Here is a 24,078-nt window from a genome sequence, read left to right as displayed (position 1 = left end):
GCGTCAGTCTTCCACCTGCGCGAGCGCGAGGTTGAGCTCGAGGACGTTCACGGTCGGTTCGCCGAGGTATCCGAGGTCGCGCGACTGCGTGTGCGACTCGACGAGCGCTCGCACGTCGGCCTCGTCGAGCCCGCGCGCGTCGGCCACGCGGGCGACCTGCTGCAGCGCGTACTCGGGGCTGATGTGCGGGTCGAGGCCCGAACCTGAGGCGGTCACCGCGTCGACGGGGACGTCCGAATTCGCGACGCCGTCGAGCTCGGCGACCTGCGCCTTCCGCTCCTCGATGGCGGCGATGAGGTCGGGGTTCTCCGGGCCGAGGTTGCTGCCGCTCGACGCGCCGGCGTCGTAGCCGTCGCCCGCGGCCGACGGGCGGGGCTGGAACCATTCGGGGAGCGGGTCGCCCGCGGCATCCGTGAACGACTGGCCGATGAGCCCCGAGCCGACGACCTCGCCGTCCGCGTTCCGCACGACGGAGCCGTTGGCCTGGGCTGGAAGCGCGAGCTGGCCGATCGCGGTCACGACGAGTGTGTACGCGACGCCCAGCACGAGCGTGAAGAGGAGCATGGCGCGGATCGCGACCCAGTGGGTCCGCGCTGTGGTGCGCGTGGTGCTCATGGTGTGGTCCTTTCAAGGTGGGCGCCGCGCCACTTCGGCGACCGCTGCGCCAATTGAAGTGGCGCGATGCGTGTCGAAGTGGCGCAGAGCATGGGAATCAGAATCCAGGAATCAGGCGGACGACGAGGTCGATGAGCCAGATGCCGATGAACGGGGCGATGATGCCGCCGAGGCCGTAGACGAGCAGGTTGCGGTTCAGCACGGCGGATGCCCCGAGCGGCCGGTACTTCACGCCGCGGAGCGCGAGCGGGATCAGGAGCACGATGATGATCGCGTTGAAGATGATCGCCGACAGCACCGCCGAGGCCGGGGAGTGCAGCTGCATGATGTTCAGCGCCTGCAGGCCGGGGAACACGCCCGCGAACATCGCCGGGATGATCGCGAAGTACTTCGCGACGTCGTTGGCGATCGAGAACGCGGTGAGCGCCCCGCGCGTGATGAGGAGCTGCTTGCCGATGGCGACGATCTCGATGAGCTTCGTCGGGTCGGAGTCGAGGTCGACCATGTTGCCGGCCTCCTTCGCGGCCGACGTGCCCGAGTTCATCGCCACGCCGACGTCGGCCTGCGCGAGCGCCGGCGCGTCATTCGTGCCGTCGCCGGTCATGGCGACGAGGTTCCCGCCCGCCTGCTCCTTCCGGATGAGCGCGATCTTGTCCTCGGGCGTCGCCTCGGCGAGGTAGTCGTCGACGCCGGCCTCCGCTGCGATGGCCTTCGCCGTGAGCGGGTTGTCGCCCGTGATCATCACGGTGCGGATGCCCATCTGCCGGAGCTCGCGGAAGCGGTCCACGAGCCCGTCCTTGACGATGTCCTTCAGATGGACGACGCCGAGGATGCGGGTCGTGCCGTCAGCCGACCGCTGCGCGACGACGAGCGGCGTCCCGCCGTCGACCGAGATCGCGTCGACTCGACGGTCGAGCTCCTCGTGCTCGCTCGACGGGAACCGACCGCGCTCCTCGACCCATGCCGTGACCGCCGACCCGGCGCCCTTGCGGACGACCGTGCCGTCGGCCAGGTCGAGGCCCGACATGCGGGTCTGCGCGGTGAAGGGCACGACGTCGCCCGCGGGCGCCTCGGCGAAGCGGATGCCGCGTGCCGCCGCCAGGTCGACGATCGAGCTGCCCTCGGGAGTCGGGTCGGCGAGCGACGCGAGCGCCGCCGCCCGCACCAGCTCGTGGTCGGCGACGCCCGGCATCGGAACGAAGTCGCTCGCGCGGCGGTTGCCGTGCGTGATGGTGCCGGTCTTGTCGAGGAGCAGGGTCGTGACGTCGCCGGCGGCCTCGACCGCACGGCCCGACATCGCGAGCACGTTGCGCTGCACGAGCCGGTCCATGCCGGCGATGCCGATCGCCGAGAGGAGCGCGCCGATCGTCGTCGGGATGAGGCAGACGAGCAGGGCGATGAGCACCGGGATGCTCGCCGGGGCCGCCGCGTACGATGCGATCGGGTTCAGCGTGAGCACCACGACCACGAAGACGATCGACAGGCTCGCGAGCAGGATGTTCAGTGCGATCTCGTTCGGCGTCTTCTGGCGCGACGCGCCCTCGACGAGGGCGATCATGCGGTCGACGAACGTCTCGCCGGGCTTCGAGGTGATGCGCACGACGATCCGGTCGGAGAGGACCCGGGTGCCGCCCGTGACCGCGGAGCGGTCGCCACCGGATTCGCGGACGACCGGGGCGGACTCGCCCGTGATCGCCGATTCGTCGACCGAGGCGATGCCGTGGACGATGTCGCCGTCGCCCGGGATCGATTCGCCCGCCGAGACGATGACGATGTCACCCAGCCGGAGGTCGGCCGATGAGACGTCGGTGGTGGGCGTGCGCTCGGCCGCGGCATCCGACACCTCGTCGTAGCGGGTCACGAGGTGGGCGACGGTCGACGTGCGGGTCTGGCGCAGCGTGTCGGCCTGCGCCTTGCCGCGGCCCTCAGCCACCGCCTCCGCGAGGTTCGCGAAGATCACGGTGATCCAGAGCCAGACGGCGATCGCCCACGTGAACGAGCCCGGCACCTCGGTGCCGCCCGAGGCCTCGGGTCCGCCCAGGAGCGGCTCGGCGATCGCGAGCAGCGTAGTGAGCGCCGCGCCGATCTCGACGATGAACATGACGGGGTTGTGCCACATCTCGCGCGGATCGAGCTTGCGGAGTGCGCCGGGGATCGCCCGGACGAGTTGCCCGGGGCCGAAGCCGCCCATCGGGCGCTTCGACGGCGAGCCCATCGGCCGCGGGGTGTGGCCGGTCATCTCGGAAATGGTCTGCGAGGACATGGATCAGTTCAGCCCTTCCGCCAGGGGACCCAGCGTGAGAACGGGGAAATAGGTGAGGGCGGTGACGAGGATCGTCACGCCGAGGAGCAGGCCGACGAACTGCGGCCGGTAGGTGGGGAGCGTGCCGGTGGTCGTGGGCACCTTGTCCTGGGCGGCGAGGCTGCCGGCGAGCGCGAGGACCAGCACGATCGGCACGAATCGGCCGAGCAGCATGGCGACGCCGAGCGCCGTGTTGAACCACGGCGTGTTGGCGGTCAGGCCCGCGAACGCGGAGCCGTTGTTGTTCGACGCGGACGTGAAGGCGTAGAGCACCTCGGACATGCCGTGCACGCCCGGGTTCCAGATCGACGTCGACTCGACGTCCTCGCGCACGCCCGGGATCGCGAACGAGAGCGCGGTGCCCGCGAGCACGAGGAACGGCGTGACGAGGATGTAGAGGCTCGCGAGCTTGATCTCGCGCGGGCCGATCTTCTTGCCCAGGTACTCGGGCGTGCGTCCCACGAGCAGGCCGGCGATGAACACGGCGATGACGGCGAGCACGAGCAGGCCGTAGAGGCCGGAGCCGACACCGCCCGGAGCGACCTCGCCGAGCATCATGTTGAGCATCGGCATCATGCCGCCGAGCGCCGTGTACGAGTCGAACATGCCGTTCACCGCACCCGTGGAGGTCAGCGTCGAGGTCGAGCCGAAGAGCGCGGTGCCGAAGATGCCGAACCGCTGCTCCTTGCCCTCCATCGCGCCGCCCGCGAGCTGCGGGGCGGTGCCGTTGCCGGCGGCCTCGAGTGCGTTCACCACGACGAGCGAGATCACGAACAGGGAGGCCATGACCGCGAGGATCGCGTAGCCCTGCTTGTTCGATCCGACCATCCGGCCGAACGTGCGCGGCAACGCGAACGGGATCGCCAGCATGAGCACGTTCTGGAACAGGCTCGTCCATGCGGTCGGGTTCTCGAACGGGTGCGCGGAGTTCACGTTGAAGAAGCCGCCGCCGTTGGTGCCGAGCTCCTTGATCGCCTCCTGCGAGGCGACCGGGCCGCCGGGCAGGTTCTGCGCGTTGCCGGCGAGCGTCGTCACCTCGGTGAACCCGTTGAAGTTCTGGATCACGCCGCCCACGAGCAGCACGATCGCGCCGACGAGCGCCAGCGGGAGCAGCAGGCGGAACGACCCGCGGAAGAGGTCGACCCAGAAGTTGCCGATCGTGCCCGAGCGGCGCCGGGCGAAGCCGCGCACGAGCGCGACGGCGACGGCGATGCCGACCGCGGCCGACACGAAGTTCTGCACCGCGAGCCCTGCGAGCTGCACGGTGTAGCCCATCGTGAGCTCGGGGGAGTACGACTGCCAGTTCGTGTTCGTCACGAACGACGCCGCGGTGTTGAACGAGAGCCCTTCCGGCACAGCCGGCAGGCCGAGCGAGTACGGGAGCCACTGCTGGGTGCGCTGCAGCACGTAGACGAAGAGCACGCCGATCACGCTGAACGCGAGGACGCCGCGCAGGTAGGCCGGCCACGACTGCTCGGATCGCGGGTCGACGCCCACGAGGCGGTACAGCCCCCGCTCGATCCGCCAATCGCGATCGGACGTGTAGATGCGCGCCATGTAATCGCCCAGCGGGCGGTACAGCAGGGCGAGGACGAGGGCGAGGGTGGCCGCCTGGAGGACGGCGAAGAGCGCGCCCATCAGAACCGCTCGGGCTTGACGAGGGCGTACACGAGGTACGCCACGGCGGCGACGCCCAGCGCGACGGCGAGGAGCTCGAAGACGATCACAGCTTCTCGACCCCCTTCGCGATGAGGCCGATGAGGGCGAACGTCGCGATGATGACGACGACGTAGACGAGGTCGAGCACGATGACTCCAGGTTGGGATGCCGCGGGCCGCAAGCGCGGCGGCGGGCAGCGGCTTCGGCTGCACCCCCGATGCAACACCGCGGATGTCGCGGGGCCGCCGATCCTCACGGAGCCCTAACGCCGGCGCGTCGGATCCCAACGCGGTGCTCACGCGCTCCGGGACGGCGGCGTCCGCTACCGTGTGCTCCATGGATGCGTCGGAGGTCGTCTCGGTCGTCGCCGAGGTGATCGGGTGGATCGCCCTCGGCGGCGGTCTCGTGTGCCTCCTGCTCGCGCTGCTGATCCGCCTCGCCGACGGCCGGTGGCTCCCCACCGAGGCGGTCGTCATCGATCAGGAGCACGGGGCGACCATCCGCTGGTTCGCCGAGGGCGCGTTCCACCAGCGACGCCTGAGCGACGAGGAGCGCGCGCACGTGCGGCATCCCGAGGAGGAGCCCGCCTTCTTCAAGGAGCGCGAGCCCGACCGCCTGCGCCTGCACGAGCCGCCACCCGGCCGCCGCATCATCCGGAACGTCGGGCTCATCCTGATCGGGATCGCCGTGATCGCGGGCATCGTCGGCGTGCTGCTGATGTTCGCCGCCTGATCAGCGCTAGCGCAGTTCCTCCCACTCCCGCATGAGGTCGGGCATCCGCGCGTCGATGAAGCGGTAGAACCTGGCCATCTCACGGGCGCGCGCCGCGCCGGCATCCGTCTCGTCGCCGATCGCGTCGGCCGCGCGGTCGCCGAGGTCGGCGATCACGCCGTAGACCGGGCTCTTCGCCATGAGCGCCGTGTACCAGGCGTCGTCGAGGAACTCCCAACGGTCGCGTCGGCTGCCGGCCTGCGGCAAGCGGTGCAGGATGCCGATCTGCGAGAGGTAGCGCACGGCCCCCGAGATCGCGGCGGCGCTGACGCCGAGCCGGTCCCCGAGCTCCGACGCGGTGAGGCCGCCGGCCTCGGCGACGAGCAGTGCCATGAGCACGCGTGCCGGCATCCGGGGGAAGCCGGCGGCCGTGAGGACCGCGGCCGACTGCTCGACCGCGGCCTTCAGGCCCTGCTCGTCTCGTGACATCCGCTCAGTCTCCCATCCGCCCGGTCCTCACCCGCCCGAAGCCAGCTCGCGGCGCCGCATCGACCAGACCGCGAGCGCACCCGCGGCGAGGCCGATGGCGAGCATCCAGAAGCCGCCCGTCCAGTCGGTCTCCCCGCCGGACGGGACCGGCGAGTGGTGGAACGGCGAGAGGTCCACGAGCCAGTCGGGGGCCTGCAGGATCGGGCCCCAGACACCGAGGATCGCCGCGACGCCGACGACCGTCCAGCCGACCGGGATGGTCGCGCGCGGCACGAAGGCGAACACCAGGAGTGTCAGCCCCAGGAAGACGAGGCAGGCGGGCAGCTGGGCCAGTGCGGCCTCGAGGACGTTCGGGATGAGCGACTCCGGATCGGCCGCGCTGCTCGCGCCGACGACGCCCGCGAGGGCGGAGGCCGCGAGCACGATCACGATCACGATGATGCCGACGATCCAGTACTCGAGCAGCCAGCGCAGCCGCGGAACGGGCGTGCCGAGCACGAGCTCGGCGGTGCCGTGCGCCTCCTCCTGCCGCGCGCGGATGCCGACCTGGACGGCGCAGCACGCGGCCAGGATCCCGACGATGGCGTAGAAGACGGCGACGAACGCCTCCTCGATCGAGGCGTCGCTGCCGATCGCACTCCGCAGCGTCTCGAGGATCTGCGGTGCGTCGGTCGCCGCCTGGTCAACCACGGACGAGAGCGAGGTGGCGAGCAAGCCGGTGGCGATGCCGCCCGCCGTCCACGACAGCAGGATCGAGGTGTTCAGGCGCCACGCGAGCCCGAACGAGCTCGACAGCACCGGCCCGGCCGTCGCCCGCCCGGCTCGGCCCGGCAGCAGGCTCGCGCCCTGGTCGCGGACCGACTGGAGCGCGAAGACGACCCCGATGAGCACGGCGGCGAAGGCGAGCGGGATGAGCAGGGGCGTGAGGTCGTTCTCGACGTAGGCCCCGGTGAACTGCCCGTAGCCGATCGGCGACAACCAGCTCGGCCACGCCGGCGTGACGTGCAGCAGGTCCTCCGACGGGGTTCCCGCTGCGTCGCCGATGCCGCGCAGCAGGTATGCCGCGAGCACGAACGTGACCGACAGGCTGTTCGCCCCGCGCGAGGTGCGGAACAACTGGGCGGCGAACAGCCCGAAGGCGAGGAACGCGAAGCCCGTCACCATCATCGCCGCGCCCCAGACGAACGAGCCGCCGGGCTCGAGGCCGCTCGCGATGAGGGCGAGCGCCGTGAGCAGGCCGAGCGCGACGTTGGCGAGCACGCCGTGGACGACCGTCGCGGTCGTGGGCAGGATGCGCCCCGCCGCCGTGGCGGCGACGGCCTCGGCACGGCCCTCCTCCTCTTCCTTGCGGGTGTGGCGAACCGCCAGGAAGGTGCTCATCAGGCCGCCCATCAGGGCGAGCCACGCGAAGAGGAGGAAGAAGGCGAACGCCCCGTCGTCCACGCCGTTCGGCGTGCCGCGGAACACGAGGATGGTGCGGGTCGCGATCGCGACGCCGAGGATCTCACGGCGGTCCTGTTCCTCGCCGTAGGTCGAGAGCACGGCGCTCATGGACCCGTAGGTGAGCACCGCGATGCCGACGATCCACAGCGCGAGCTGCAGGCGGTCGCGGCGGATCCGCTGCCGGAGCAGCACGAGGACTCGCGTCATGACCGTTGCGCCTGCACGAGCGTGGCGAGCTCGTCGCCGTAGTGTCGCAGGAAGAGGTCCTCGAGCGACGGCGGCGAGACCGTGAGGCCCTTCACGTCGAGGCGGGCGAGCTCGGGCAGGACGCTCGCGACCCGGTCGGTGTCGACCGTGAAGCTGACTCGGCCGTGGTCGACCACCAGGTCGTAGGCGCCCTCGATGGCATCGATCGCCTCCTGCTGACCGGCCTCGTGCACGAAGGCCACCTCGGTGCGAGTGAGGTGCCGGAGGTCGGCCATCGTGCCGCTCTCGACGGCCTTCCCCTCCCGGATGATCGTCACCCGGTCGCAGAGCTCCTCGACCTCGGAGAGGATGTGGCTCGACAGCAGCACGGTCGCGCCCTCCTTGGCCACCGCATCGATCTCGCGGTTGAAGACCTGCTCCATCAGGGGGTCGAGGCCGCTCGTCGGCTCGTCGAGCACGTAGAGCTCGGCGGGCGTGGCGAACGCGGCGACGAGCGCCACCTTCTGGCGGTTGCCCTTCGAGTACGCACGGCCCTTCTTGCGCGGATCGAGCTGGAACACGTCGAGCAGGCGCTGCTTGCGGTCGTGATAGGCGGCCTTGTCGGTCATCCCGCCGCGAAGCCGGGTGAGCAGGTCGATCGCCTCGCCGCCGGTGAAGTTCGGCCAGAGCGCGACGTCGCCGGGCACGTACGCGACGCGCCGGTGCAGGTCGGCGGCATCCTTCCAGGGGTCCCGGCCGAACAGGGTCGCCTCGCCGCCCGACGCCCGGGCGAGGCCGAGCAGGATGCGGATGGTCGTGGACTTCCCGGCGCCGTTCGGGCCGAGGAAGCCGTGGATCTCGCCGGCGTCGACGGAGAAGTCGAGGCCGTCGAGGGCGATAGTGCGCCCGAAGCGCTTCTCGAGGCCTCGGGTGCTGATCACGGTGGTCATGAGCGCGATGCTACGCGCGATTCACAATTTTGTGAATCTTCTTAACGGATCTCTAACGGGCTCGGTGCGTCGCGGCATCCGATGCAGGATCGACGGCCGCCGTCGCGGCATCCGTGCGCCCCTATTCGAGTGCCGCGAACTTCTCGATGTCGCCCTCGGTGCCCGACACGATGATGAGGTCGTGGTTCGACACGACGGTCTTCTCGGTCGCGTACGTGAACGGCTTGCCGGGGCTCTTCACGCCGACCACGGTGACATTGTGGCGCGAGCGCACGCCCGACTCGGTGAGGTTCTTGCCGCGGATGGGCTTCGGGGGGTACATCTTCACGAGCGCGAAGTCGTCGTCGAACTCGATGAAGTCGAGCATGCGACCGCTGACGAGGTGCGCCGTGCGCTCGCCCGCCTCGCGCTCGGGGTAGATCACGTGGTTCGCGCCGATGCGCTCGAGGATCTTGCCGTGCGAGGCCGAGATGGCCTTCGCCCAGATCTGCGGGATCTTGAGGTCGACGAGGTTCGCGGTGATGAGCACGGATGCCTCGATCGACGATCCCACCGCGCAGACGGCGATGGAGAAGTCCTGGGCGCCGATCTGGCGGAGCGCGTCGACATTGCGCGCATCCGCCACCACTGCGTGCGTGACCCGCTCGGCCCACTTCTGCACGAGCGTCTCGTCGTCGTCGACCGCGAGCACCTCGCGGCCGAGCCGGTCGAGCTGGCCCGCGGTCGCCGCGCCGAACCGGCCGAGGCCGATCACGAGCACCGGGGCGTCGTGTCTGATCCGATCAACCAACGATGGGCCTCTCTTCCGGACGACGGTACAACTGCCGGCGCTGGCTGGCGGCCAGGGCCGCGGCGAAAGTCACTGTACCAACCCGCCCCAAGAACATCGTGGCGCCCATGACGTAGACGCCGGCGGGCGGGAGCTCGCCCGTGAGGCCGGTCGAGAGGCCGCATGTGGCGAAGGCCGAGATGACATCGAAGAGCACGTAGTCGAACGGCTCCTTGGTGATCTGGAGGATCGCGATCGACGACACCGCGACGATGGTCGCGCCCCACAGCACGACGCTCACCGAGAGGCGGAGCATGTCGCGCGGGATACGCCGGCCGAACGCCTCCATCGCGGGCGCGCCGCGCGCCTCGGCGAAGGCGGCGAGGAACAGCACGGCGAGCGTCGTGACCTTGATGCCACCGGCCGTCGACGCCGAGCCGCCGCCGATGAACATGAGCATGTCGGAGACGAGCAGGCTCGATCCGTTGAGGTCGTGCATGTTGATGGTCGCGAAGCCGCCCGACCTCGTCATGGCCGACATGAAGAGCGACTGGAAGACGGTCGGTCCGGCATCCAGCTGGCCGTACGTCCTCGGGTTGTTGTACTCCAGCAGCAGGAACATGCCGGCGCCGAGCACGAAGAGGATCACGGTCGTGGTGATCGTGAGCTTGACGTGGAGGCTCCACCGACGCGGGGTTCGCCACGATCGCGCGAGCGCGAAGATCACTGGGAAGCCGAGGCTGCCGACGAAGACGCCGATCATGAGCAGCGTCTGCATCCAGTAGTCCTGCTCGAAGGGCTCCATCCCGCCGGGGTTCGGGCTGAAGCCCGTGTTCGTGAATGCCATCGCCGAGTAGTAGAAGCTGTACCAGATCGAGTGGAACCAGTCGTATCCCGTGCGGAGCATGCTCGGGATCATCGCGACCGCGAGGGTCAGCTCGATGACGAGGGCGGTGATCACGACGGTCACGAGCAGGCCGCCGACCTCGCCGAGTCGCACCGCCTGCCGCTCCGAGACGGGGCCGACGTGGATGCGTGACGGGTTCGTGTCGCTCGCCGCGATGAGCTTGGCCCGCAGCCCCAGCCGGCGGGAGATGACGAAGCCCAGGATGGACGCGAGCGTGAGCACGCCGACGCCGCCGATGTTGACGCCGATGAACACGAGGGCGTTCCCGAACGGCGACCAGTACGTCGCCATGTCGACCGTGGCGAGACCCGTGACGCAGATGACCGAGACGGCCGTGAAGAACGCGTCGTGCAGCGGCGCACCAGAGCCCGAGCCCGCCCGCGCGATCGGCAACGAGAACAGCAGGGTGAAGACGAGGATGAGCGCGGCGAAGACGAGGATCGCGAATCGCGAGGGCGAGCTCTTGACGAGCGCGTCGACCGCGTCGCGGAGTCGGCCGAGCCATGACCGCCGATCCGATCGACCGAGGCGGTCCATCGCCCGTGCGCGCATCGAGCCCCCTAGCCGCCGTCACCGAATGCGTGAGTCATGGTACTCCTCGGCGGGAATGACTACCCTTGACGCATGGCGGACATCTTCGACGTGGTGGCGGACACGACCCGGCGCGACATCCTCGGGGTGCTCCTCGATCGTGAGACGTCCGCGCCCGAATCCGGCGGCGAGATCAGCGTCTCCGAGATCGTCTCGACGCTCGGCCTCAGCCAGCCCACCGTCTCCAAGCACCTCAAGGTGCTGCGCGAGGCGGGCCTCGTCGGTGTGCGCGAAGAGGGCCAGCACCGCTACTACCACCTCGACCGCGGTCCGCTCGAGACCCTTGAAGACTGGCTCATTCCGTTCGTGTCATCCGATGCCGCAGCGGATGCCGCGACCCTCGCCGAGGCGGAGGCCGAGGCGCAGGGCGAAGCGCTCAACGACGACCAGCGCGCCTGGGCCTCCGCGATCGGCCAGCGCTTCGCCGAGGCCGCGCACGCGGTCGTCGGCCAGAAGAAGCGTCGCTGACCCGTCCGGTCGTCGAGTAGCGCCGCGCGAAGCGCGACGCGTATCGAGACGCAAGGGTTTCGTCGGCCGGTCGTCGAGTAGCGCCGTGCGAAGCGCGACGCGTATCGAGACGCAAGGTTCCGCTGCCGGTCGTCGAGTAGCGCCGTGCGAAGCGCGACGCGTATCGAGACGCCACGACTGCGAGCCCTCCTCCCCATCGGCGCGCCGAACGAATCCGCACCTGCAGCGAACCGAACCGCCGCGACCCGCCGCCCGGCAGCGCAGGCTGGATTGCATGCCGCACCTCTACATCCTCGAATGCATCGACCGAACCATGTATGTCGGAAGCACCATCGACCTCGAGCGACGAATCGCCCAACACCAACGCGGGGAGGGATCGGCCTACACTCGGCGTCGACTTCCGGTGCGGCTCATCTTCAGCATGGAGTTCGATCGCGTCGAAGACGCATTCGCCCTCGAGAAGCAGGTGCAGGGATGGAGTCGCGCGAAGCGGCTCGCGTTGATCGAGGGTCGGTTCGATGCGCTGCCTGGGCTGTCTCGGAAGCAGTGGAGGCGAGGCGAGTAAGCGGACGTCTCGTTGCGTCTCGATACGCGTCGCGCTTCGCGCGGCGCTACTCGACGACCGGGTCGGAATGCGCTGCGTCTCGATACGCGTCGCGCTTCGCGCGGCGCTACTCGACGACCGGATACGGAACGCGCTGCGTCTCGATACGCGTCGCGTTTCGCGCGGCGCTACTCGACGACCGGGCGAGGCGGATCAGGTGGCGAGGAGGGCGAGCGTGAAGCCGAGGCAGGCGAGCGCCGAGGTGACGGTGCGCACGTGGTTCCACGCCTGCCAGCCCGGGCGGAACGCCGTCCACGCGGCGGCCAGCGCCGCGGCATCCGCGGCCGGGGTGGCGGCGAGCCGGTTGTTGCGGGGCACGTTCGCGGCGCCCGTCACGCCGATCGCGCCGACGAGGTAGACGACGGATGACGCGACCGCCCACGAGGTGCCGTCGCCGAGCGACCCGAGCAGGGCGAGCACGAACACGACGGCCGCGATGAGCGCCGTGCCGAAGAGCTCGAGCATGAGCGGTGCGCGCACGGCCGTCACGTTGATCTCCTGCATGGCCCGCGCGGCATCCGATGGAGGCAGTCGATCGAGCCCCTGGGTCACGAAGCCCGAGAAGGCGTAGAAGACCCCGGCGGCGATGCCGGCGCCGAGGATCGCGGCGATGAGCAGCACCTGGATGAACACGGTCATCACGCCAGTCTGCCGTGCGCCCCCGTCACCGCGGCGTGCCCCGCCGTCAGCGCAGCGGCTTGACCATCTCGAGCTCGAGTCCGCCGGGCGGGAGCTCGTACTCGCGGCTGCGGCCGGTGAGCGTGAAGCCGAGCTTCTCGTAGAACCGTCGGGCGCGCGGGTTGTCCTCGTGCACCTCGAGGCGCAGCGTGTCGCCGTGCTCGCGCGCCCAGTCCTCGACGGCGTCGAGGAGCCGACGGGTCACTCCGAGCGTGTCGCCGCGGTAGTCGGGCGACACGTAGACGCCGACGAGCAGCGGGCCGGTGCGCGCGTCGGGGATGTACCCGCCCATGTGCCCGACCCAGCGGTCGCCGTCGATCGCGACGATCGACGTCTGCCCCGGCGTCGTGCCACGGGCGGCGCGGAGTCGCCAGCCCGTCTCGTCGACTCTTTCGGCGTGCTCGAGCGTCTCGCCGTAGGCGAGCGGGTAGTCGCGCAGCATCTCGAGCCGCAGCGTGCGCACCGACGACCAGTCGTCCTCGGTGGTCGTGCGGATCACGAGGTCGTCGGCGCGCATTCCTCGACGGTAACGCATCCGAACGGCGCCGCCGCGCGGATCCGCTAGACTATCCCGAGGCTCTCCGCCCCGGGCTGCGGCACGCGCGCCCGACTGATCTTTCTCTGTGAGGTTTCGATGGGTTCCGTCATCAAGAAGCGCCGCAAGCGCATGGCGAAGAAGAAGCACCGCAAGCTGCTTCGCAAGACGCGTCACCAGCGTCGCAACAAGAAGTAGTCGTCTTCGCACGACCGGCTGAGCGTCAGGCCCTGCGGGCCTGGCGCTTTTCGCTGTTCCCGGGGAGGCTCGCTGGGTCTCGATACGCGTCCGGCTGCGCCGGGCGCTCCTCGACCACCGGGACGCTCCGCCGGGCGCTCCTCCACCACCGGCGCCGACGTACGCTGGAGACGTGACCCGAGAGCTCCACCTCACCCTCATCGGCAAGCCCGGCTGCCACCTCTGCGACGATGCGCGCGAGGTCGTGCAGGCCGTGATCGCCGAGGTCGAGGCGTCGGATGCCCCGCCGCGCATCACCCTCGAGGAGCAGTCGATCCTCGACGACGAGGCACTCGCCGAGCGCTACGCCGAGGAGATCCCCGTGCTGCTCATCGACGGCGAGGTGCACAACTACTGGCGCATCGACCCGGTGCGGCTGAAGACGGCGCTGCTGGCCGGATAGCCGGCAACGGCCCGGTCGGGGCAGGGAGAGGCCCGATCGCATCGATCACGGCACGGCCGTCAGGCTCCGCACCGCGCGCTCGACGACGGGTCGCACATCGAGGGCGGGGTCGACGGTGAGCCGGTGCAGCATCAGGCCATCGCCGAGTGCCATGAGCGCGCGAGCGGCCGGAACGGGGTCGGGGATTCCGGCCGCGGTCACCAGTTGCTCGGTCCATCGTTCGAACTCGCCGCGTTGCCGTCGCAGCGGCTCGCCCAGCTCGGGATCGGGGGCGAGCTCAAGGAACAGCGCGTAGCGCGCCCGCGTGCGGGCCGCGTATGGACCGGTCTGCAGGTCGATCGCGGCGCACATGTTCTCGATCAGCGCCTCGGGCCCGGGCGGCATCGGCGTTTCGCCGGCGTCGAAGTCCGCGCGTTCGAGCTCCGCCATCCAGTCGACCACGCCGATGAGCAGCGCCCGCCGCGTGCGGAACCAGTTCGACGTCGTCCCCGGCGGAAGCCCGGCGCGCGCGTCGACCCGCGCGTGGGTCAGGGCTCGCATCCCGTCGGAGCCGAGAAGTTCGACCGCCGCGTCCAGTGCTCGATCCCTCGTCGCGGCCATGGACACCTTCCTCGAACCGGTTTACTATGACCATAGTAGTCTCCACTATGAACATAGTAGAGCTGGCGCGACGAAGGAGTCGTCATGCGTGCCCAGGAACCCCACCTCGTGTCCACCGCCGAGACCACCGACTGGGCGCCGTCGCTGCCCGGTGCGCCCGGCTTCGACCACCTCGTCGTCGAGACGCCGGGCCTGCGCACCCACGTCGCGACGATTGGCGCCGGTGAACCCGTCGTCATGCTGCACGGCTTCCCGCAGCACTGGTGGCAGTGGCATCGGGTCGCACCGCGGATCGCCGAGCAGGGCTACCGCGTGATCTGCCCCGATCTCCGCGGGGCCGGATGGACCGAAGCCGACGACCCCGGCATCGAGCGCGAGACGCGACTGCACGATCTGCTCGCCGTCTTCGAGGCCCTCGGCATCGAACGCGCACACGTCGTCAGCCACGACATGGGGGCGGTCACGGCGACGCAGCTCGCCTACACCCATCCCGAACGCGTGCGGCGGGCGGTGCAGTTCTCGATGCCGCCCGTCTTCATGTCGTTCAGCCCGAGGCTCGTCCCGGCGTTCCGGCACCTGCCGTCGCTGATCTGGCATCGCCCGGGAAGCTCGCTTCGCCGCGTGTTCACGGGGCCGTACAACGCGGAGGTCCTGCCGGATGCGACCATCGCCGCGCACCTCGCGCCCATGCGACGAACCGAGATCGACCAGGCGGTACGCCACCTCTACCGCGGCATGGTGCTCCCGGAGTCGATGCGGCTCAGCCGGGGCGTCTACCGGCGGATGCGCCTGACCGTCCCGACGCTCGTGGCATTCGGCCGGCTCGACACGAGGTTCGACGAGTCGCTCATCCGCCGTGTCTGCGCCCACCCCGAACGCTTCGCCGACCGCATGGAACTCGCCTTCGTCGACGGCGCGGGGAAGCTCGTCCCCGACGACGCGCCAGACACCGTCGCGGAGCTCGCGCTCGACTGGATCCGCCGAACCGACTGAGGCGACGACGCGGGCGCGTAGTCGCGGCATCCGCGCCCGTCAAACCCTTGCCGGTGCACGGCACCGGGCGTTGACTGGGCGCATGGCCTCGCTCTGGAGGGACCTCGCAGCGGCCGCCGCGAACGGCGACGCCGCACCCACCGCCCGGTACGAGGGCGCCGTGTCGCCGGGGGAGCGGTTCGACGTCGCCGTCGTCGGCGCCGGCATCACCGGGTTGTCGACCGCGCTCACGCTCGTCGACGCCGGCATGCAGGTCGTGGTGCTCGAGGCGCGGGACGTCGGCGCGCTCGCGTCGGGCCTCAACACGGGCAAGGCGAGCGTGCTCCAGGGCGCGATGCTGCAGCGGCTCCGCGCGGTGCATCCCGCTCGGCTGGCGCGCGCGTACGTCGAGGCGAACCTCGACGGCCAGGCCCTCATCGTCGACTTCGCACAGCATCACGGCGTGCCGTACACCGAGGAGACGGCGTACAGCTTCGCCACCTCCGACGACGGGCTCCGCACGATCGACCGCGAGTTCGTCGCAGCGACGGAGGCCGGCCTGCCGGTCGAGCGCGTCGAGCGGATGCCGCTGCCCTTCCCGTTCGCGGGCGGCGTCGCGCTGCCCGCGCAGCTCGGGCTCGATCCGTACCGGCTGCTGGTCGCGATGGCGCGCGCCTTCGTCGCCGCGGGCGGCGTGCTGCTCGAGGACATGCGCGTGCAGGGCGTGCACGCCGGGCGGCCGGTCGAGCTGCACACGCCGAACGGCGTGGTGCGAGCGGATGCCGCGGTGATCGCCACGGGGCATCCGGTGCTCAATCGCGGGTTGTACTTCGCGAAGGTGCGCCCGTCGCGCTCGTACCTCACGACCTACCGCGTCGAGGGACCGCTGCCCGAGGGTCTGTTCATCTCGGTCGACGGCGAGACCCGGTCGCTGCGCACCGCGCCAGACCTCGACGCCGATGCGCCGCCCCTGCTCATGGTCGGCGGCAACCACCACGCGCCCGGCCGCGTGCCCTCGACCGAGGCGAAGGTGCAGGACCTCGTCGACTGGACCAGCCGGCACTTCCCCGGAGCGGAGCTCACCCACCGCTGGGCCGCGCAGGACTACCACTCGGCGAACCTCGTCCCCTTCGTCGGTCGGATGCCGCGCGGCTCCGGCCGGGTCTGGATCGCGACCGGGTACGCGAAGTGGGGGCTCACGAACGGCGCCGCGGCCGGGATCCGCATCAGCGAGGAGATCCTCGGCGTGCCATGGCGGGAGCGCCGCCCGTGGATCCGCGTGATCGGCTCGCGCACGACGATGCCGTCGGACCTCGGGCGCGGCGTCGCGGAGGGGTCGCGCGTGGGCAAGTGGATCGCGGTGGGCTGGGCGGAGGCCGAGGGTCGGCGGGCGCCTGCGCAGCGTCCGTCCGAGGGTCAGGGCGTCGTCGTCACGCGCGGCGGGGTGCCGCACGGGATCTCGACGGTCGACGGTCGCACGGTCGCGGTCCGCGCGGTGTGCACGCACCTCGGCGGGGTGCTGCAGTGGAACGACGCGGAATGCACCTGGGACTGCCCGCTGCACGGCTCGCGGTTCGAGGCATCCGGAGTGCGCATCGAAGGGCCCGCGGTGCATGACCTGCCCGAGGAGCCGCGGATGCCGCGAAGGGCTGGGGCCAAGGGTCGGAGCATGCCCGACGCGTGAGGAGTGGCGGGGACGCGTCTCGATACGCGTCGGCTTCGCCGGCGCTACTCGACGACCGGGGTGCTGCGCGCGGCGCTCCTCGACCACCGGGAGGTGAGGTTCGCTCGGAGCTTGTTCCTTGCCTCGACGGATGCCGCGTGGCAACGTGAAGGCACGACCGCCGAACCCCTCGGCGGTCGGTCTGGGGGAAGGGGTACGCATCGTGGCGAAGGAATTCAAGGGGACCATCAAGCTCGACGTACGGGACTCGGTGGGCGATTGGGACGCGTTCCTGCCGGAGCCGGCGCCGAAGGGCGCGCCGAACGTGCTCGTCGTGCTCTACGACGACACCGGGCAGGCGGCCTGGTCGCCGTACGGGGGGCGCATCCAGATGCCGACGATGGAGCGGCTCGCGAAGGACGGCCTGACGTACACGCAGTGGCACACGACGGCGTTGTGCTCGCCCACGAGGTCGACGTTCCTCACGGGACGCAACCACCACGCGAACGGGTTCGCGACCATCTCGGAGTCGTCGACCGGGTTCCCCGGGTACAACTCGCACATCCCGCCCGAGAACGTGCCGATGGCGCACCTGCTGCGCGACGCCGGCTGGGCGACGTTCTGGGTCGGCAAGAACCACAACGTGCCGATCGACGAGTGGACCGCGGGCGCCTCGAAGAAGAACTGGCCGCTCGCGCAGGGCTTCGACCGCTTCTATGGATTCGTCGGCGGCGAGACGAACAACTGGTACCCGTCGCTCGCCGAGGACAACCACTACATCGAGCAGCCGTACACGCCCGAGGAGGGCTACCACCTCTCGAAGGACCTCGCCGACCAGGCGCTGAAGATGATCCGCGACGTGAAGCAGACCGAGCCCGACAAGCCCTGGTACCTCTGGTTCTGCCCGGGCGCGAACCACGCGCCGCATCACGCGCCGCAGGAGTACATCGACAAGTACAAGGGCCAGTTCGACGACGGCTACGAGGCCTACCGCGAGTGGGTGCTCGCGCGCATGATCGAGAAGGGGATCCTGCCCGAGGGCACCGAGCTCACGCCGCTCAACCCGATGCCAGAGGGCACGTTCTCCGAGACCGACCTCGTGCGCCCGTGGGCCGAGCTCGGCGACGAGGAGAAGGCGATGTTCTCCCGCATGGCGGAGGTGTACGCCGGATTCTCCGAGTACACCGACGCGCAGGTGGGCCGCATCATCGACTACCTCGAGGAGTCGGGCCAGCTGGAGAACACGCTCGTCATCTACGCGGCCGACAATGGGGCATCCGGTGAAGGCAGCCCGAACGGCTCGGTCAACGAGGGCAAGGTCTTCGGCGGCTACCCCGACTCGCTCGAGGACAACCTGCGGCTCGTCGACAAGCTCGGCAGCCCCGACACCTACAACCACTACCCGACGGGATGGGCTGCCGCGTTCTCGACGCCGTACCGGATGTTCAAGCGGTACGTGTACCAGGGCGGCGTCTGCGACCCGCTCGTCATCTCGTGGCCGGCCGGCATGCAGGCGCGCGGCGAGATCCGCAACCAGTACCACCACTCGACCGACATCGTCGCGACGATCCTCGATGCGTGCGGCGTCTCGCTGCCCGACGCGTACAACGGGGTGACCCAGCGTCCGCTCGACGGCGTCTCGATGCGGTACTCCTTCGACGCCGACACCGACGGGGCGACGCAGAAGGAGACCCAGTACTACGAGATGTTCGGCAATCGCGGCATCTGGCACGAGGGCTGGAAGGCCGTCACGGAGCACGGACCGGTGAGCGGCCGCGGCCGGTTCGACGATGACGTGTGGCAGCTCTTCCACACCGACGTCGACCGGTCTGAGGCGAACGACCTCGCGGGGGAGCACCCCGACAAGGTCGAGGAGCTGAAGGCGCTGTGGATGGAGGAGGCGAAGCGCAATCTCGTGCTGCCGCTCAACGACCTCCAGATCATCGGCAACCCGAAGGACTTCGAGACCTTCATCACGATGGAGTTCCACGTGCCGGTGCCGCCTTCGGGCCAGTACACCTACTACCCGGGCACGTCCGAGGTGCCCGAGCGCTCCGCGGCGAACACGCACGGCGTGTCGTTCAAGGTGCTCGCCGAGGTCGACCTCACGCGGCAGTCCGAGGGCGTGATCTTCGCCCAGGGCTCCCGGTTCGGAGGGCATTCGCTGTTCATCAAGGACGGGCAGGTCGTCTACGTGTACAACTTCCTCGGCATCCCGCCGATCTACCGCGTCGCGGCGCCGGCGCCGACCTCGGGGTCGCACGTCATCGGCGTCGACTTCACGAAGGAGAAGACGGGGGAGTACCGCGAGGGCGTCGGTCCGCTGCGGCTGTACGTCGACGACCAGCAGGTCGCCGAGACCGAGATCCGCACGGTGCTCGGGCACTTCTCGCTCTGCGGCGAGGGCCTCTGCATCGGCTACGACTCGGCCGACGCGGTCGCGGCCGACTACGCCGGATCGAACTTCCCGTTCGTGAACGGCGAGATCCGCAAGGTCGTCTTCGACATCGCCGACGACGCCTACGTCGACCTCGAGGCGCACCTCGCCGCGGCCATGGCCAGGGACTGACGGGGCATCGGGTGCCCCGCACGCTCCCGTCGTGGTCCGACGGGCCGACGCGCGACGCGATCATCGCGTTCGCGGCGTCGGTCTCGTCGGGCCCCGACGCCGTGCCCGAGTCCGAACGCGTCGCCGTCTTCGACAACGACGGCACGCTCTGGACCGAGAAGCCCATGCCGACGCAGCTGCACTTCATCGTGCAGCAGTGGAAGGCGGCCGTGGACGCCGACCCGTCTCTGGCCGACCGGCAGCCCTACCGGGCCGCCGCCACGGGCGACCTCGCGTGGCTCGGCGGGGCGATCGACAAGCACTACGCGGGCGACGACTCCGACCTGCACGCGATGGTTGGTGCGATCCTCGCGTCGACGGCGGGGGAGAGCGTCGACGACTACGAGGCGCAGGTCGCCGCGTTCTACCGCGACGCCGAGCACCTCACGCTGCACCGGCCCTACCGGTTCGCGATCTACCAGCCGATGATCGAGCTCCTGCGCTTCCTCGAGGCGCACGGATTCGCGTGCTACATCGTGTCGGGCGGCGACCGCGACTTCATGCGGCCCATGACCGTCGAGTACTACGGCATCCCGCCCGAGCGTGTCGTCGGGTCGGCCGTCGGACTGACCTACGACGACGACGCGACCGCGGTGCGCTACGGCTCGACATTCGACTTCATGGACGACGGCCCCGAGAAGCCCATCCGCATCTGGAGCCGCATCGGGCGTCGTCCGCTGCTGGCCGCGGGCAACTCCAACGGCGATGTGCCGATGCTGCGCTACGTGCAGGGGCATCCGCGCTCGCTGTCGCTGCTCATCCACCACGACGACGACGGCGGACGCGGCGACGCCCCCTACGACAAGGGGGCCGAGCAGGCGCTCGCCGCGGCATCCGACCACGGCTTCACCGTCGTGAGCGTCAAGCGCGACTGGTCGACCGTCTTCCCCGAGGCGTAGCGGATGCCGCGCGCCGAGGTCCCGGCGGTCGCCGCGCCGCGCCGGTTCCGCCTGTTCCCGACCCTCGCGGGGTACCGGCTCGGCTGGCTCGGGCCCGACGTGCTCGCCGGGCTCTCGGCGGGCGCTGTGGTGATCCCGCAGGCGATGGCGTACGCGACGATCGCGAACCTGCCCGTGCAGCTCGGCCTCTACACCTGCATGGTGCCCATGCTCGTCTACGCCATGCTCGGCGGCTCGCGCGCGATGAGCGTCTCGACGACGTCGACGATCGCGACCCTGAGCGGCACGACGCTGGTGTCCGCCGGGGTCGCCGCCGGGTCCGACGACCCGGTGCCCGACCTCATGGCGCTCACGCTGCTCGTCGGCGTGATCCTGCTCGTGGCGCGCGTGGTGCGGCTCGGGTCGCTCGTCGAGAACATCTCGAAGGCGACGCTCGTCGGCATCCAGGTGGGCGTCGGCGCCACCGTCGCGGTGGGGCAGCTGCCGAAGCTGCTCGGCGAGACCGACGACCTCAGCACGCACGGGTTCATCCGCTCGGTGGTCGCCGTGTTCGAGGCCGTCCCCGGCGCGAACCCCGCCACGATCGCGCTGTCGGCCGGGTCGATCGCGGTGCTGCTCCTGCTGAAGCGATTCCTGCCGCGGGTGCCGGGCCCGCTCGTGGTCGTCGCGGGCGGCATCCTGCTCGTGGCGTTCTCAGGGCTCGGTGACGCGGGCGTCGAGCTCATCGATCCCGTGCCGCAGGGGTTCCCCGCTCCCGAGCTGCCGTCGTTCGCGAACCTCGGAGCGCTCCTGCCCGGTGCGATCGCGATCGCGATCATGGCGTTCCTCGAGTCCGCGGCGGTGGCACGGGGCATCCGCAAACCCGGCGAACCACAGGTCGACAGCAACCAGGAGCTGCTCGCGACCGGTGCCGCGAACACGGTCGGCTCGTTCTTCCAGGTGCTGCCCGCCGCGGGCGGCTTCTCGCAGAGCGCGGTGAACCAGGGCGCTGGCGCGCGCACGCAGCTCGCCTCGATCGTGACCGTCGTGCTGGCGGTGCTCGTCGCGCTGTTCCTCGCGCCGGTGCTGAGCCTCCTGCCGCAGGCGACGCTCGCGGCGCTCGTGTTCGTCGCGGTCGTCGGGCTCGTCGACATCGCGTCGCTCGTGCGGTTCTGGCGCATCAGCCGGAACGACTTCTGGATCGCGGTCGTCACCGCCGCGGTCGGCCTCACGGCCGGGCTGCTGCTCGCCGTCGCCGTCGGCATCGTCGCGACGCTCGGCGTCGTGCTGCGCGAGCTCGACCGGCTCCGGGTCGAGGTGGACGAGCCCGCCGACGGAGTGCTGCCGATCCGGCTGCTCGGCCCGCTCTACACCGCGAACGCGCTGGCGTACGAGAACGCGGTGCTCGACGCGGTGCGGTCGCGCGGCGACGGGGGCGTGCGTGCGGTGGCGGTCGAGCTCACCCGCATGGGCGTGACGTCGATCACCGTGCTCGACACGCTCGCCGACCTCGATCGCGACCTCGCTGGGCACGGCGTCGAGCTGCGGCTCGCGGCGGTCCCCGAGTCGGGCGCTGCGGTGGCACGCCGGGGGAGCTGGTTCCACGGGCTGGAAGCGGCCGGGCGGGTATACCCGACGCTCGCCGACGCGGTCGCAGCGCGGCATCCGGCGGACTGAGGTGGGCGGGGAGTCGCCGGTGCTCGGGGCGGCTCCGTGGGACGTCGCCGGGACAGTCGGCGTCGTGCGCGCAGCTCGGTCGGCGTCCGCGCAGCTCAGGCGACGTCGCGCGCGCAGCGGAAGCCGATGTGCGTCGTCGCGGTGTCGTCGGCCTGCGGGGAGCGGGCCGACGGGCGATAGCGCAGGCAGTAGTCGGGCGAGCAGAGGTGCGATCCGCCCTTGAGCACCCGGCGCGGAATGCGCGACCCCGGCTCGGCGGATGCCGCGGCGAGGAGGTTCTCGCGGGCCCCGGCGTCGACCGGCGACTGGCCGGGCACCTCGTGGCGGGGCGCGTAGTAGTCGGTCGTCCACTCCCAGACGTTGCCGGTCACGTCGTAGAGGCCGTAGCCGTTCGCCGGGAACGTCATCACGGGCGACGTGCCGACCCAGCCGGCGGCGCCCGTGTTGCGGTACGGGAAGGAGCCCTGCCAGCGGTTCACCATGAGCTTCCCGTCGGGGAACTCCTCGTCCCCCCACGCGAACCGCGCGCCGTCGAGGCCGCCGCGGGCCGCGAACTCGAACTCGGCCTCGGTGGGCAGGCGCCGACCCGCCCACGCGGCGTAGGCCGAGGCATCCTCGAAGCTGACCTGCACCACCGGGTGGGCGGGTCGCTCCTCGAGGGCGTCGAGGCCGTCGGGGCCGAGCGGATGCCGCCAGCTCGCGCCCTCGCCCCAGCGCCACCACTGCCGCCACTCGCGCAGGTCGACCGGGCCGGGCGTCGGCGTGAACACGAGCGCGCCCGGCACCAGGCCGGCCGGGTCGTACCCGGGGAAGTCCGCCGGATCGAGCGGGCGCTCGGCGACCGTGACATAGCCCGACGCCTCGACGAACGCCGCGAACTGCTCGTTCGTCACCGGGTGCAGGTCGAGCTCGAACGCGGCGACGGTGCGCTCGTGCACGGGCGTCTCGTCGGGGTAGAACTCCGCGGAGCCCATGCGGAACGTGCCGCCCTCGATGCGGACCGTCGGGGTGAGGTCGACCATCCTTCGAGCCTACGCGCGGTTCGCCGGCCTTCCGCTCGCGCGAGATGACGCGATGCGCCCATCCCGATCGCACGACGGGGCGGATCGCGTCACCTCGCGACCCGTCCTCCACCGGGATGGGGAATGGGTGGACGGGCACGCGTGAAGCGGAACACCGCGGGAGTGGGAGACGGGCGGCGAGACTGCGGAGGTGCCTCGCCGAATCCCGCTTCCCGACGAGCTCGCCGGAGTCCCGTTCAGCCTCGCGCGGGCGACCCGGCTCGGCGTCTCCGAGAAGCGGCTCCGGTCTGCGGATCTCGAGATCCCGTTCAGCGGCGTGCGCATGCCCGCGAGGCAGGGCACGACCGTTCCTGACCGCGCTGTCGCGTACGCGCAGCGGATGCGGTCGTGCGAGATCTTCACGCACCGTACGGCAGCGATCCTCCACGGTTTGCCGGTTCGCCCGCCGGTCGACGGGCGCCTCGACGTCGGCGCCTTCGTCCCGAACGGACTCCCGCGAGCAAGCGGCGTGCGAGGACATCGGGTGCGGGAGGGCGATGTGCGGCTCGCCACTATCCATGGACTCCGAGCCGTCTCGGCGGTGGACGCCTGGTGCCAGCTCGCCTCCGAGCTGTCCGTGCGCGAGCTCGTCATCGTCGGCGACACACTCATGCGGCGGAGCCGCCCGATCGCGAACGTGGACGAGCTGCGATCCGCGGTCGCTCGACGCGCCGGACGTCGCGGGCATCGGGCGCTCGTCGAGGCGATGGGCCGGGTCCGACCTCGCACCGATTCGCCTGCCGAGTCCGAACTGCGCCTCGACATCGTCGCCCACGGGCTCCCCGAACCCCAGGTGAACCTCGACGTCTTCGACCATCGGGGTCGACGCATCGCGATCGGAGATCTCGTCTATCCCGAGTGCCGCGTCCTCGTCGAGTACGACGGCGAGCAGCATCGCCTGGACGACGCGCAGTATGCGCGGGACGTCGACCGGCTCGACGACCTGGCCCGCGCGGGATGGCGCGTCGTGCGCTTCAATCGCTCGCACCGCGGCATCCGGCGCACCGCACGGCTCGAGCGCCTTCGCGAGGCGCTCATCGCCGCGGGCTGGGTCCCCGGCTCGAAGTGACGC

General features: G+C 70.6%; 23 protein-coding genes and 1 pseudogene. 11 read left to right on the top strand and 13 right to left on the bottom strand.

Features of this window, described 5'->3' with window-relative positions; genetic code table 11:
* Nucleotides 1-3 precede the first annotated feature (3 nt).
* The 4 genes from kdpC to ACWEOH_RS06280 all read right to left on the bottom strand — a co-directional run bounded on the left by kdpC (nucleotide 4) and on the right by ACWEOH_RS06280 (nucleotide 4,644).
* Entirely contained in the window at nucleotides 4-615 is a 612-nt protein-coding gene (kdpC, locus tag ACWEOH_RS06295; protein ID WP_452029232.1) for a potassium-transporting ATPase subunit KdpC, read from the bottom strand.
* A 97-nt stretch (nucleotides 616-712) separates the two neighbouring features.
* The gene (gene kdpB, locus ACWEOH_RS06290) at nucleotides 713-2,830 is read right to left on the bottom strand and encodes a potassium-transporting ATPase subunit KdpB (RefSeq protein ID WP_452031868.1); all 2,118 of its coding nucleotides are present in this window, start codon (nucleotides 2,828-2,830) and stop codon (nucleotides 713-715) included.
* Between the two features lie 51 nt (nucleotides 2,831-2,881).
* The gene (gene kdpA / locus ACWEOH_RS06285) at nucleotides 2,882-4,555 is read right to left on the bottom strand and encodes a potassium-transporting ATPase subunit KdpA (protein ID WP_452029230.1); all 1,674 of its coding nucleotides are present in this window, start codon (nucleotides 4,553-4,555) and stop codon (nucleotides 2,882-2,884) included.
* Nucleotides 4,555-4,644, bottom strand: coding sequence for a potassium-transporting ATPase subunit F (locus ACWEOH_RS06280; protein WP_452029228.1), 90 nt, complete (start codon nucleotides 4,642-4,644; stop codon nucleotides 4,555-4,557). Before ACWEOH_RS06280 ends, kdpA begins: the two co-directional genes overlap by 1 nt.
* Before the next feature lie 268 nt (nucleotides 4,645-4,912).
* Between ACWEOH_RS06280 and ACWEOH_RS06275 the strand changes: the two genes are divergently transcribed.
* Complete coding sequence (locus tag ACWEOH_RS06275) at nucleotides 4,913-5,308, top strand: hypothetical protein (RefSeq protein ID WP_452029226.1); 396 nt, start codon at nucleotides 4,913-4,915, stop codon at nucleotides 5,306-5,308.
* A gap of 6 nt (nucleotides 5,309-5,314) precedes the next feature.
* Here the strand turns inward: ACWEOH_RS06275 and ACWEOH_RS06270 are convergent, their stop codons facing one another.
* From ACWEOH_RS06270 to ACWEOH_RS06250, 5 genes are all read right to left on the bottom strand, one after another.
* Nucleotides 5,315-5,776, bottom strand: a complete 462-nt coding sequence (locus ACWEOH_RS06270; protein ID WP_452029225.1) for a GbsR/MarR family transcriptional regulator — start codon at nucleotides 5,774-5,776, stop codon at nucleotides 5,315-5,317.
* A gap of 27 nt (nucleotides 5,777-5,803) precedes the next feature.
* Nucleotides 5,804-7,426 carry an ABC transporter permease gene (locus tag ACWEOH_RS06265; RefSeq protein WP_452029223.1) on the bottom strand — a complete coding sequence of 541 codons (1,623 nt, stop codon included), beginning with the start codon at nucleotides 7,424-7,426 and terminating at the stop codon, nucleotides 5,804-5,806.
* A complete protein-coding gene (locus tag ACWEOH_RS06260) occupies nucleotides 7,423-8,355 on the bottom strand; it encodes an ATP-binding cassette domain-containing protein (RefSeq protein WP_452029221.1) in 933 nt (310 codons plus the stop codon). The genes ACWEOH_RS06265 and ACWEOH_RS06260 overlap by 4 nt, the downstream gene beginning before the upstream one ends.
* A gap of 121 nt (nucleotides 8,356-8,476) precedes the next feature.
* Nucleotides 8,477-9,145 (bottom strand): potassium channel family protein, encoded by a 669-nt coding sequence (locus tag ACWEOH_RS06255; RefSeq protein WP_452029219.1) that lies wholly within the window; start codon nucleotides 9,143-9,145, stop codon nucleotides 8,477-8,479.
* Entirely contained in the window at nucleotides 9,138-10,583 is a 1,446-nt protein-coding gene (locus tag ACWEOH_RS06250) for a TrkH family potassium uptake protein (protein ID WP_452029217.1), read from the bottom strand. Before ACWEOH_RS06250 ends, ACWEOH_RS06255 begins: the two co-directional genes overlap by 8 nt.
* Before the next feature lie 72 nt (nucleotides 10,584-10,655).
* Between ACWEOH_RS06250 and ACWEOH_RS06245 the strand changes: the two are divergent.
* Nucleotides 10,656-10,941, top strand: a pseudogene (locus tag ACWEOH_RS06245) (ArsR/SmtB family transcription factor); the annotation flags it as partial.
* A gap of 423 nt (nucleotides 10,942-11,364) precedes the next feature.
* Nucleotides 11,365-11,655, top strand: coding sequence for a GIY-YIG nuclease family protein (locus ACWEOH_RS06240; RefSeq protein WP_452029216.1), 291 nt, complete (start codon nucleotides 11,365-11,367; stop codon nucleotides 11,653-11,655).
* 192 nt (nucleotides 11,656-11,847) lie between these two features.
* Here ACWEOH_RS06240 and ACWEOH_RS06235 read toward each other — a convergent pair whose 3' ends face one another.
* Together ACWEOH_RS06235 and ACWEOH_RS06230 are read right to left on the bottom strand one after the other, a co-directional pair.
* Nucleotides 11,848-12,333 (bottom strand): anthrone oxygenase family protein, encoded by a 486-nt coding sequence (locus ACWEOH_RS06235; RefSeq protein WP_452029214.1) that lies wholly within the window; start codon nucleotides 12,331-12,333, stop codon nucleotides 11,848-11,850.
* Between the two features lie 46 nt (nucleotides 12,334-12,379).
* The gene (locus ACWEOH_RS06230) at nucleotides 12,380-12,889 is read right to left on the bottom strand and encodes a GNAT family N-acetyltransferase (RefSeq protein ID WP_452029212.1); all 510 of its coding nucleotides are present in this window, start codon (nucleotides 12,887-12,889) and stop codon (nucleotides 12,380-12,382) included.
* Nucleotides 12,890-13,006: 117 nt separating this feature from the next.
* On the opposite strand from ACWEOH_RS06230, the gene ACWEOH_RS06225 reads away from it, so the two are divergent.
* Both ACWEOH_RS06225 and ACWEOH_RS06220 read left to right on the top strand, forming a co-directional pair.
* Complete coding sequence (locus ACWEOH_RS06225; RefSeq protein WP_003792170.1) at nucleotides 13,007-13,105, top strand: 30S ribosomal protein bS22; 99 nt, start codon at nucleotides 13,007-13,009, stop codon at nucleotides 13,103-13,105.
* A 172-nt stretch (nucleotides 13,106-13,277) separates the two neighbouring features.
* The gene (locus ACWEOH_RS06220) at nucleotides 13,278-13,547 is read left to right on the top strand and encodes a glutaredoxin family protein (protein WP_452029210.1); all 270 of its coding nucleotides are present in this window, start codon (nucleotides 13,278-13,280) and stop codon (nucleotides 13,545-13,547) included.
* 45 nt (nucleotides 13,548-13,592) lie between these two features.
* Here the strand turns inward: ACWEOH_RS06220 and ACWEOH_RS06215 are convergent, their stop codons facing one another.
* Nucleotides 13,593-14,147 (bottom strand): TetR/AcrR family transcriptional regulator, encoded by a 555-nt coding sequence (locus ACWEOH_RS06215; protein ID WP_452029208.1) that lies wholly within the window; start codon nucleotides 14,145-14,147, stop codon nucleotides 13,593-13,595.
* An 84-nt stretch (nucleotides 14,148-14,231) separates the two neighbouring features.
* Here ACWEOH_RS06215 and ACWEOH_RS06210 point away from each other — a divergent pair, with 84 nt between their 5' ends.
* The 5 genes from ACWEOH_RS06210 (at nucleotide 14,232) to ACWEOH_RS06190 (ending at nucleotide 21,945) form a co-directional block, all read left to right on the top strand.
* Nucleotides 14,232-15,140 (top strand): alpha/beta fold hydrolase, encoded by a 909-nt coding sequence (locus ACWEOH_RS06210; RefSeq protein WP_452029206.1) that lies wholly within the window; start codon nucleotides 14,232-14,234, stop codon nucleotides 15,138-15,140.
* Between the two features lie 82 nt (nucleotides 15,141-15,222).
* A complete protein-coding gene (locus tag ACWEOH_RS06205; RefSeq protein ID WP_452029204.1) occupies nucleotides 15,223-16,803 on the top strand; it encodes an FAD-dependent oxidoreductase in 1,581 nt (526 codons plus the stop codon).
* A gap of 202 nt (nucleotides 16,804-17,005) precedes the next feature.
* Complete coding sequence (locus ACWEOH_RS06200; protein WP_452029202.1) at nucleotides 17,006-19,351, top strand: arylsulfatase; 2,346 nt, start codon at nucleotides 17,006-17,008, stop codon at nucleotides 19,349-19,351.
* Between the two features lie 11 nt (nucleotides 19,352-19,362).
* Nucleotides 19,363-20,289: an HAD family hydrolase gene (locus ACWEOH_RS06195; protein WP_452029200.1), complete on the top strand. Its 927-nt coding sequence runs from the start codon at nucleotides 19,363-19,365 to the stop codon at nucleotides 20,287-20,289.
* Nucleotides 20,290-20,292: 3 nt separating this feature from the next.
* Nucleotides 20,293-21,945 (top strand): SulP family inorganic anion transporter, encoded by a 1,653-nt coding sequence (locus tag ACWEOH_RS06190; RefSeq protein WP_452029198.1) that lies wholly within the window; start codon nucleotides 20,293-20,295, stop codon nucleotides 21,943-21,945.
* A gap of 95 nt (nucleotides 21,946-22,040) precedes the next feature.
* Here the strand turns inward: ACWEOH_RS06190 and ACWEOH_RS06185 are convergent, their stop codons facing one another.
* On the bottom strand, nucleotides 22,041-22,967 hold the full coding sequence (locus ACWEOH_RS06185) for a formylglycine-generating enzyme family protein (RefSeq protein WP_452029196.1): 927 nt from the start codon (nucleotides 22,965-22,967) through the stop codon (nucleotides 22,041-22,043).
* 190 nt (nucleotides 22,968-23,157) lie between these two features.
* Between ACWEOH_RS06185 and ACWEOH_RS06180 the strand changes: the two genes are divergently transcribed.
* Entirely contained in the window at nucleotides 23,158-24,075 is a 918-nt protein-coding gene (locus tag ACWEOH_RS06180; protein WP_452029194.1) for an endonuclease domain-containing protein, read from the top strand.
* Nucleotides 24,076-24,078: the final 3 nt, after the last annotated feature.

It is taken from the genome of Agromyces sp. NPDC004153 (assembly GCF_053603635.1).
Note: the sequence above shows the minus strand (reverse complement) of the source record. Positions and strands in the feature narration are given on the sequence as shown.

Coding starts and splice junctions, on each gene's coding strand:
- ACWEOH_RS06235 (WP_452029214.1), bottom strand. CDS start 12,333: ATGACCGTGTTCATCCAGGTGCTGCTCATCGCCGCGATCCTCGGCGCC.
- ACWEOH_RS06190 (WP_452029198.1), top strand. CDS start 20,293: ATGCCGCGCGCCGAGGTCCCGGCGGTCGCCGCGCCGCGCCGGTTCCGC.
- ACWEOH_RS06225 (WP_003792170.1), top strand. CDS start 13,007: ATGGGTTCCGTCATCAAGAAGCGCCGCAAGCGCATGGCGAAGAAGAAG.
- ACWEOH_RS06260 (WP_452029221.1), bottom strand. CDS start 8,355: ATGACCACCGTGATCAGCACCCGAGGCCTCGAGAAGCGCTTCGGGCGC.
- ACWEOH_RS06185 (WP_452029196.1), bottom strand. CDS start 22,967: ATGGTCGACCTCACCCCGACGGTCCGCATCGAGGGCGGCACGTTCCGC.
- kdpA (WP_452029230.1), bottom strand. CDS start 4,555: ATGGGCGCGCTCTTCGCCGTCCTCCAGGCGGCCACCCTCGCCCTCGTC.
- ACWEOH_RS06215 (WP_452029208.1), bottom strand. CDS start 14,147: ATGGCCGCGACGAGGGATCGAGCACTGGACGCGGCGGTCGAACTTCTC.
- ACWEOH_RS06250 (WP_452029217.1), bottom strand. CDS start 10,583: ATGCGCGCACGGGCGATGGACCGCCTCGGTCGATCGGATCGGCGGTCA.
- ACWEOH_RS06270 (WP_452029225.1), bottom strand. CDS start 5,776: ATGTCACGAGACGAGCAGGGCCTGAAGGCCGCGGTCGAGCAGTCGGCC.
- kdpC (WP_452029232.1), bottom strand. CDS start 615: ATGAGCACCACGCGCACCACAGCGCGGACCCACTGGGTCGCGATCCGC.
- ACWEOH_RS06210 (WP_452029206.1), top strand. CDS start 14,232: ATGCGTGCCCAGGAACCCCACCTCGTGTCCACCGCCGAGACCACCGAC.
- kdpB (WP_452031868.1), bottom strand. CDS start 2,830: ATGGGCTCGCCGTCGAAGCGCCCGATGGGCGGCTTCGGCCCCGGGCAA.
- ACWEOH_RS06230 (WP_452029212.1), bottom strand. CDS start 12,889: ATGCGCGCCGACGACCTCGTGATCCGCACGACCACCGAGGACGACTGG.
- ACWEOH_RS06275 (WP_452029226.1), top strand. CDS start 4,913: ATGGATGCGTCGGAGGTCGTCTCGGTCGTCGCCGAGGTGATCGGGTGG.
- ACWEOH_RS06265 (WP_452029223.1), bottom strand. CDS start 7,426: ATGACGCGAGTCCTCGTGCTGCTCCGGCAGCGGATCCGCCGCGACCGC.
- ACWEOH_RS06240 (WP_452029216.1), top strand. CDS start 11,365: ATGCCGCACCTCTACATCCTCGAATGCATCGACCGAACCATGTATGTC.
- ACWEOH_RS06205 (WP_452029204.1), top strand. CDS start 15,223: ATGGCCTCGCTCTGGAGGGACCTCGCAGCGGCCGCCGCGAACGGCGAC.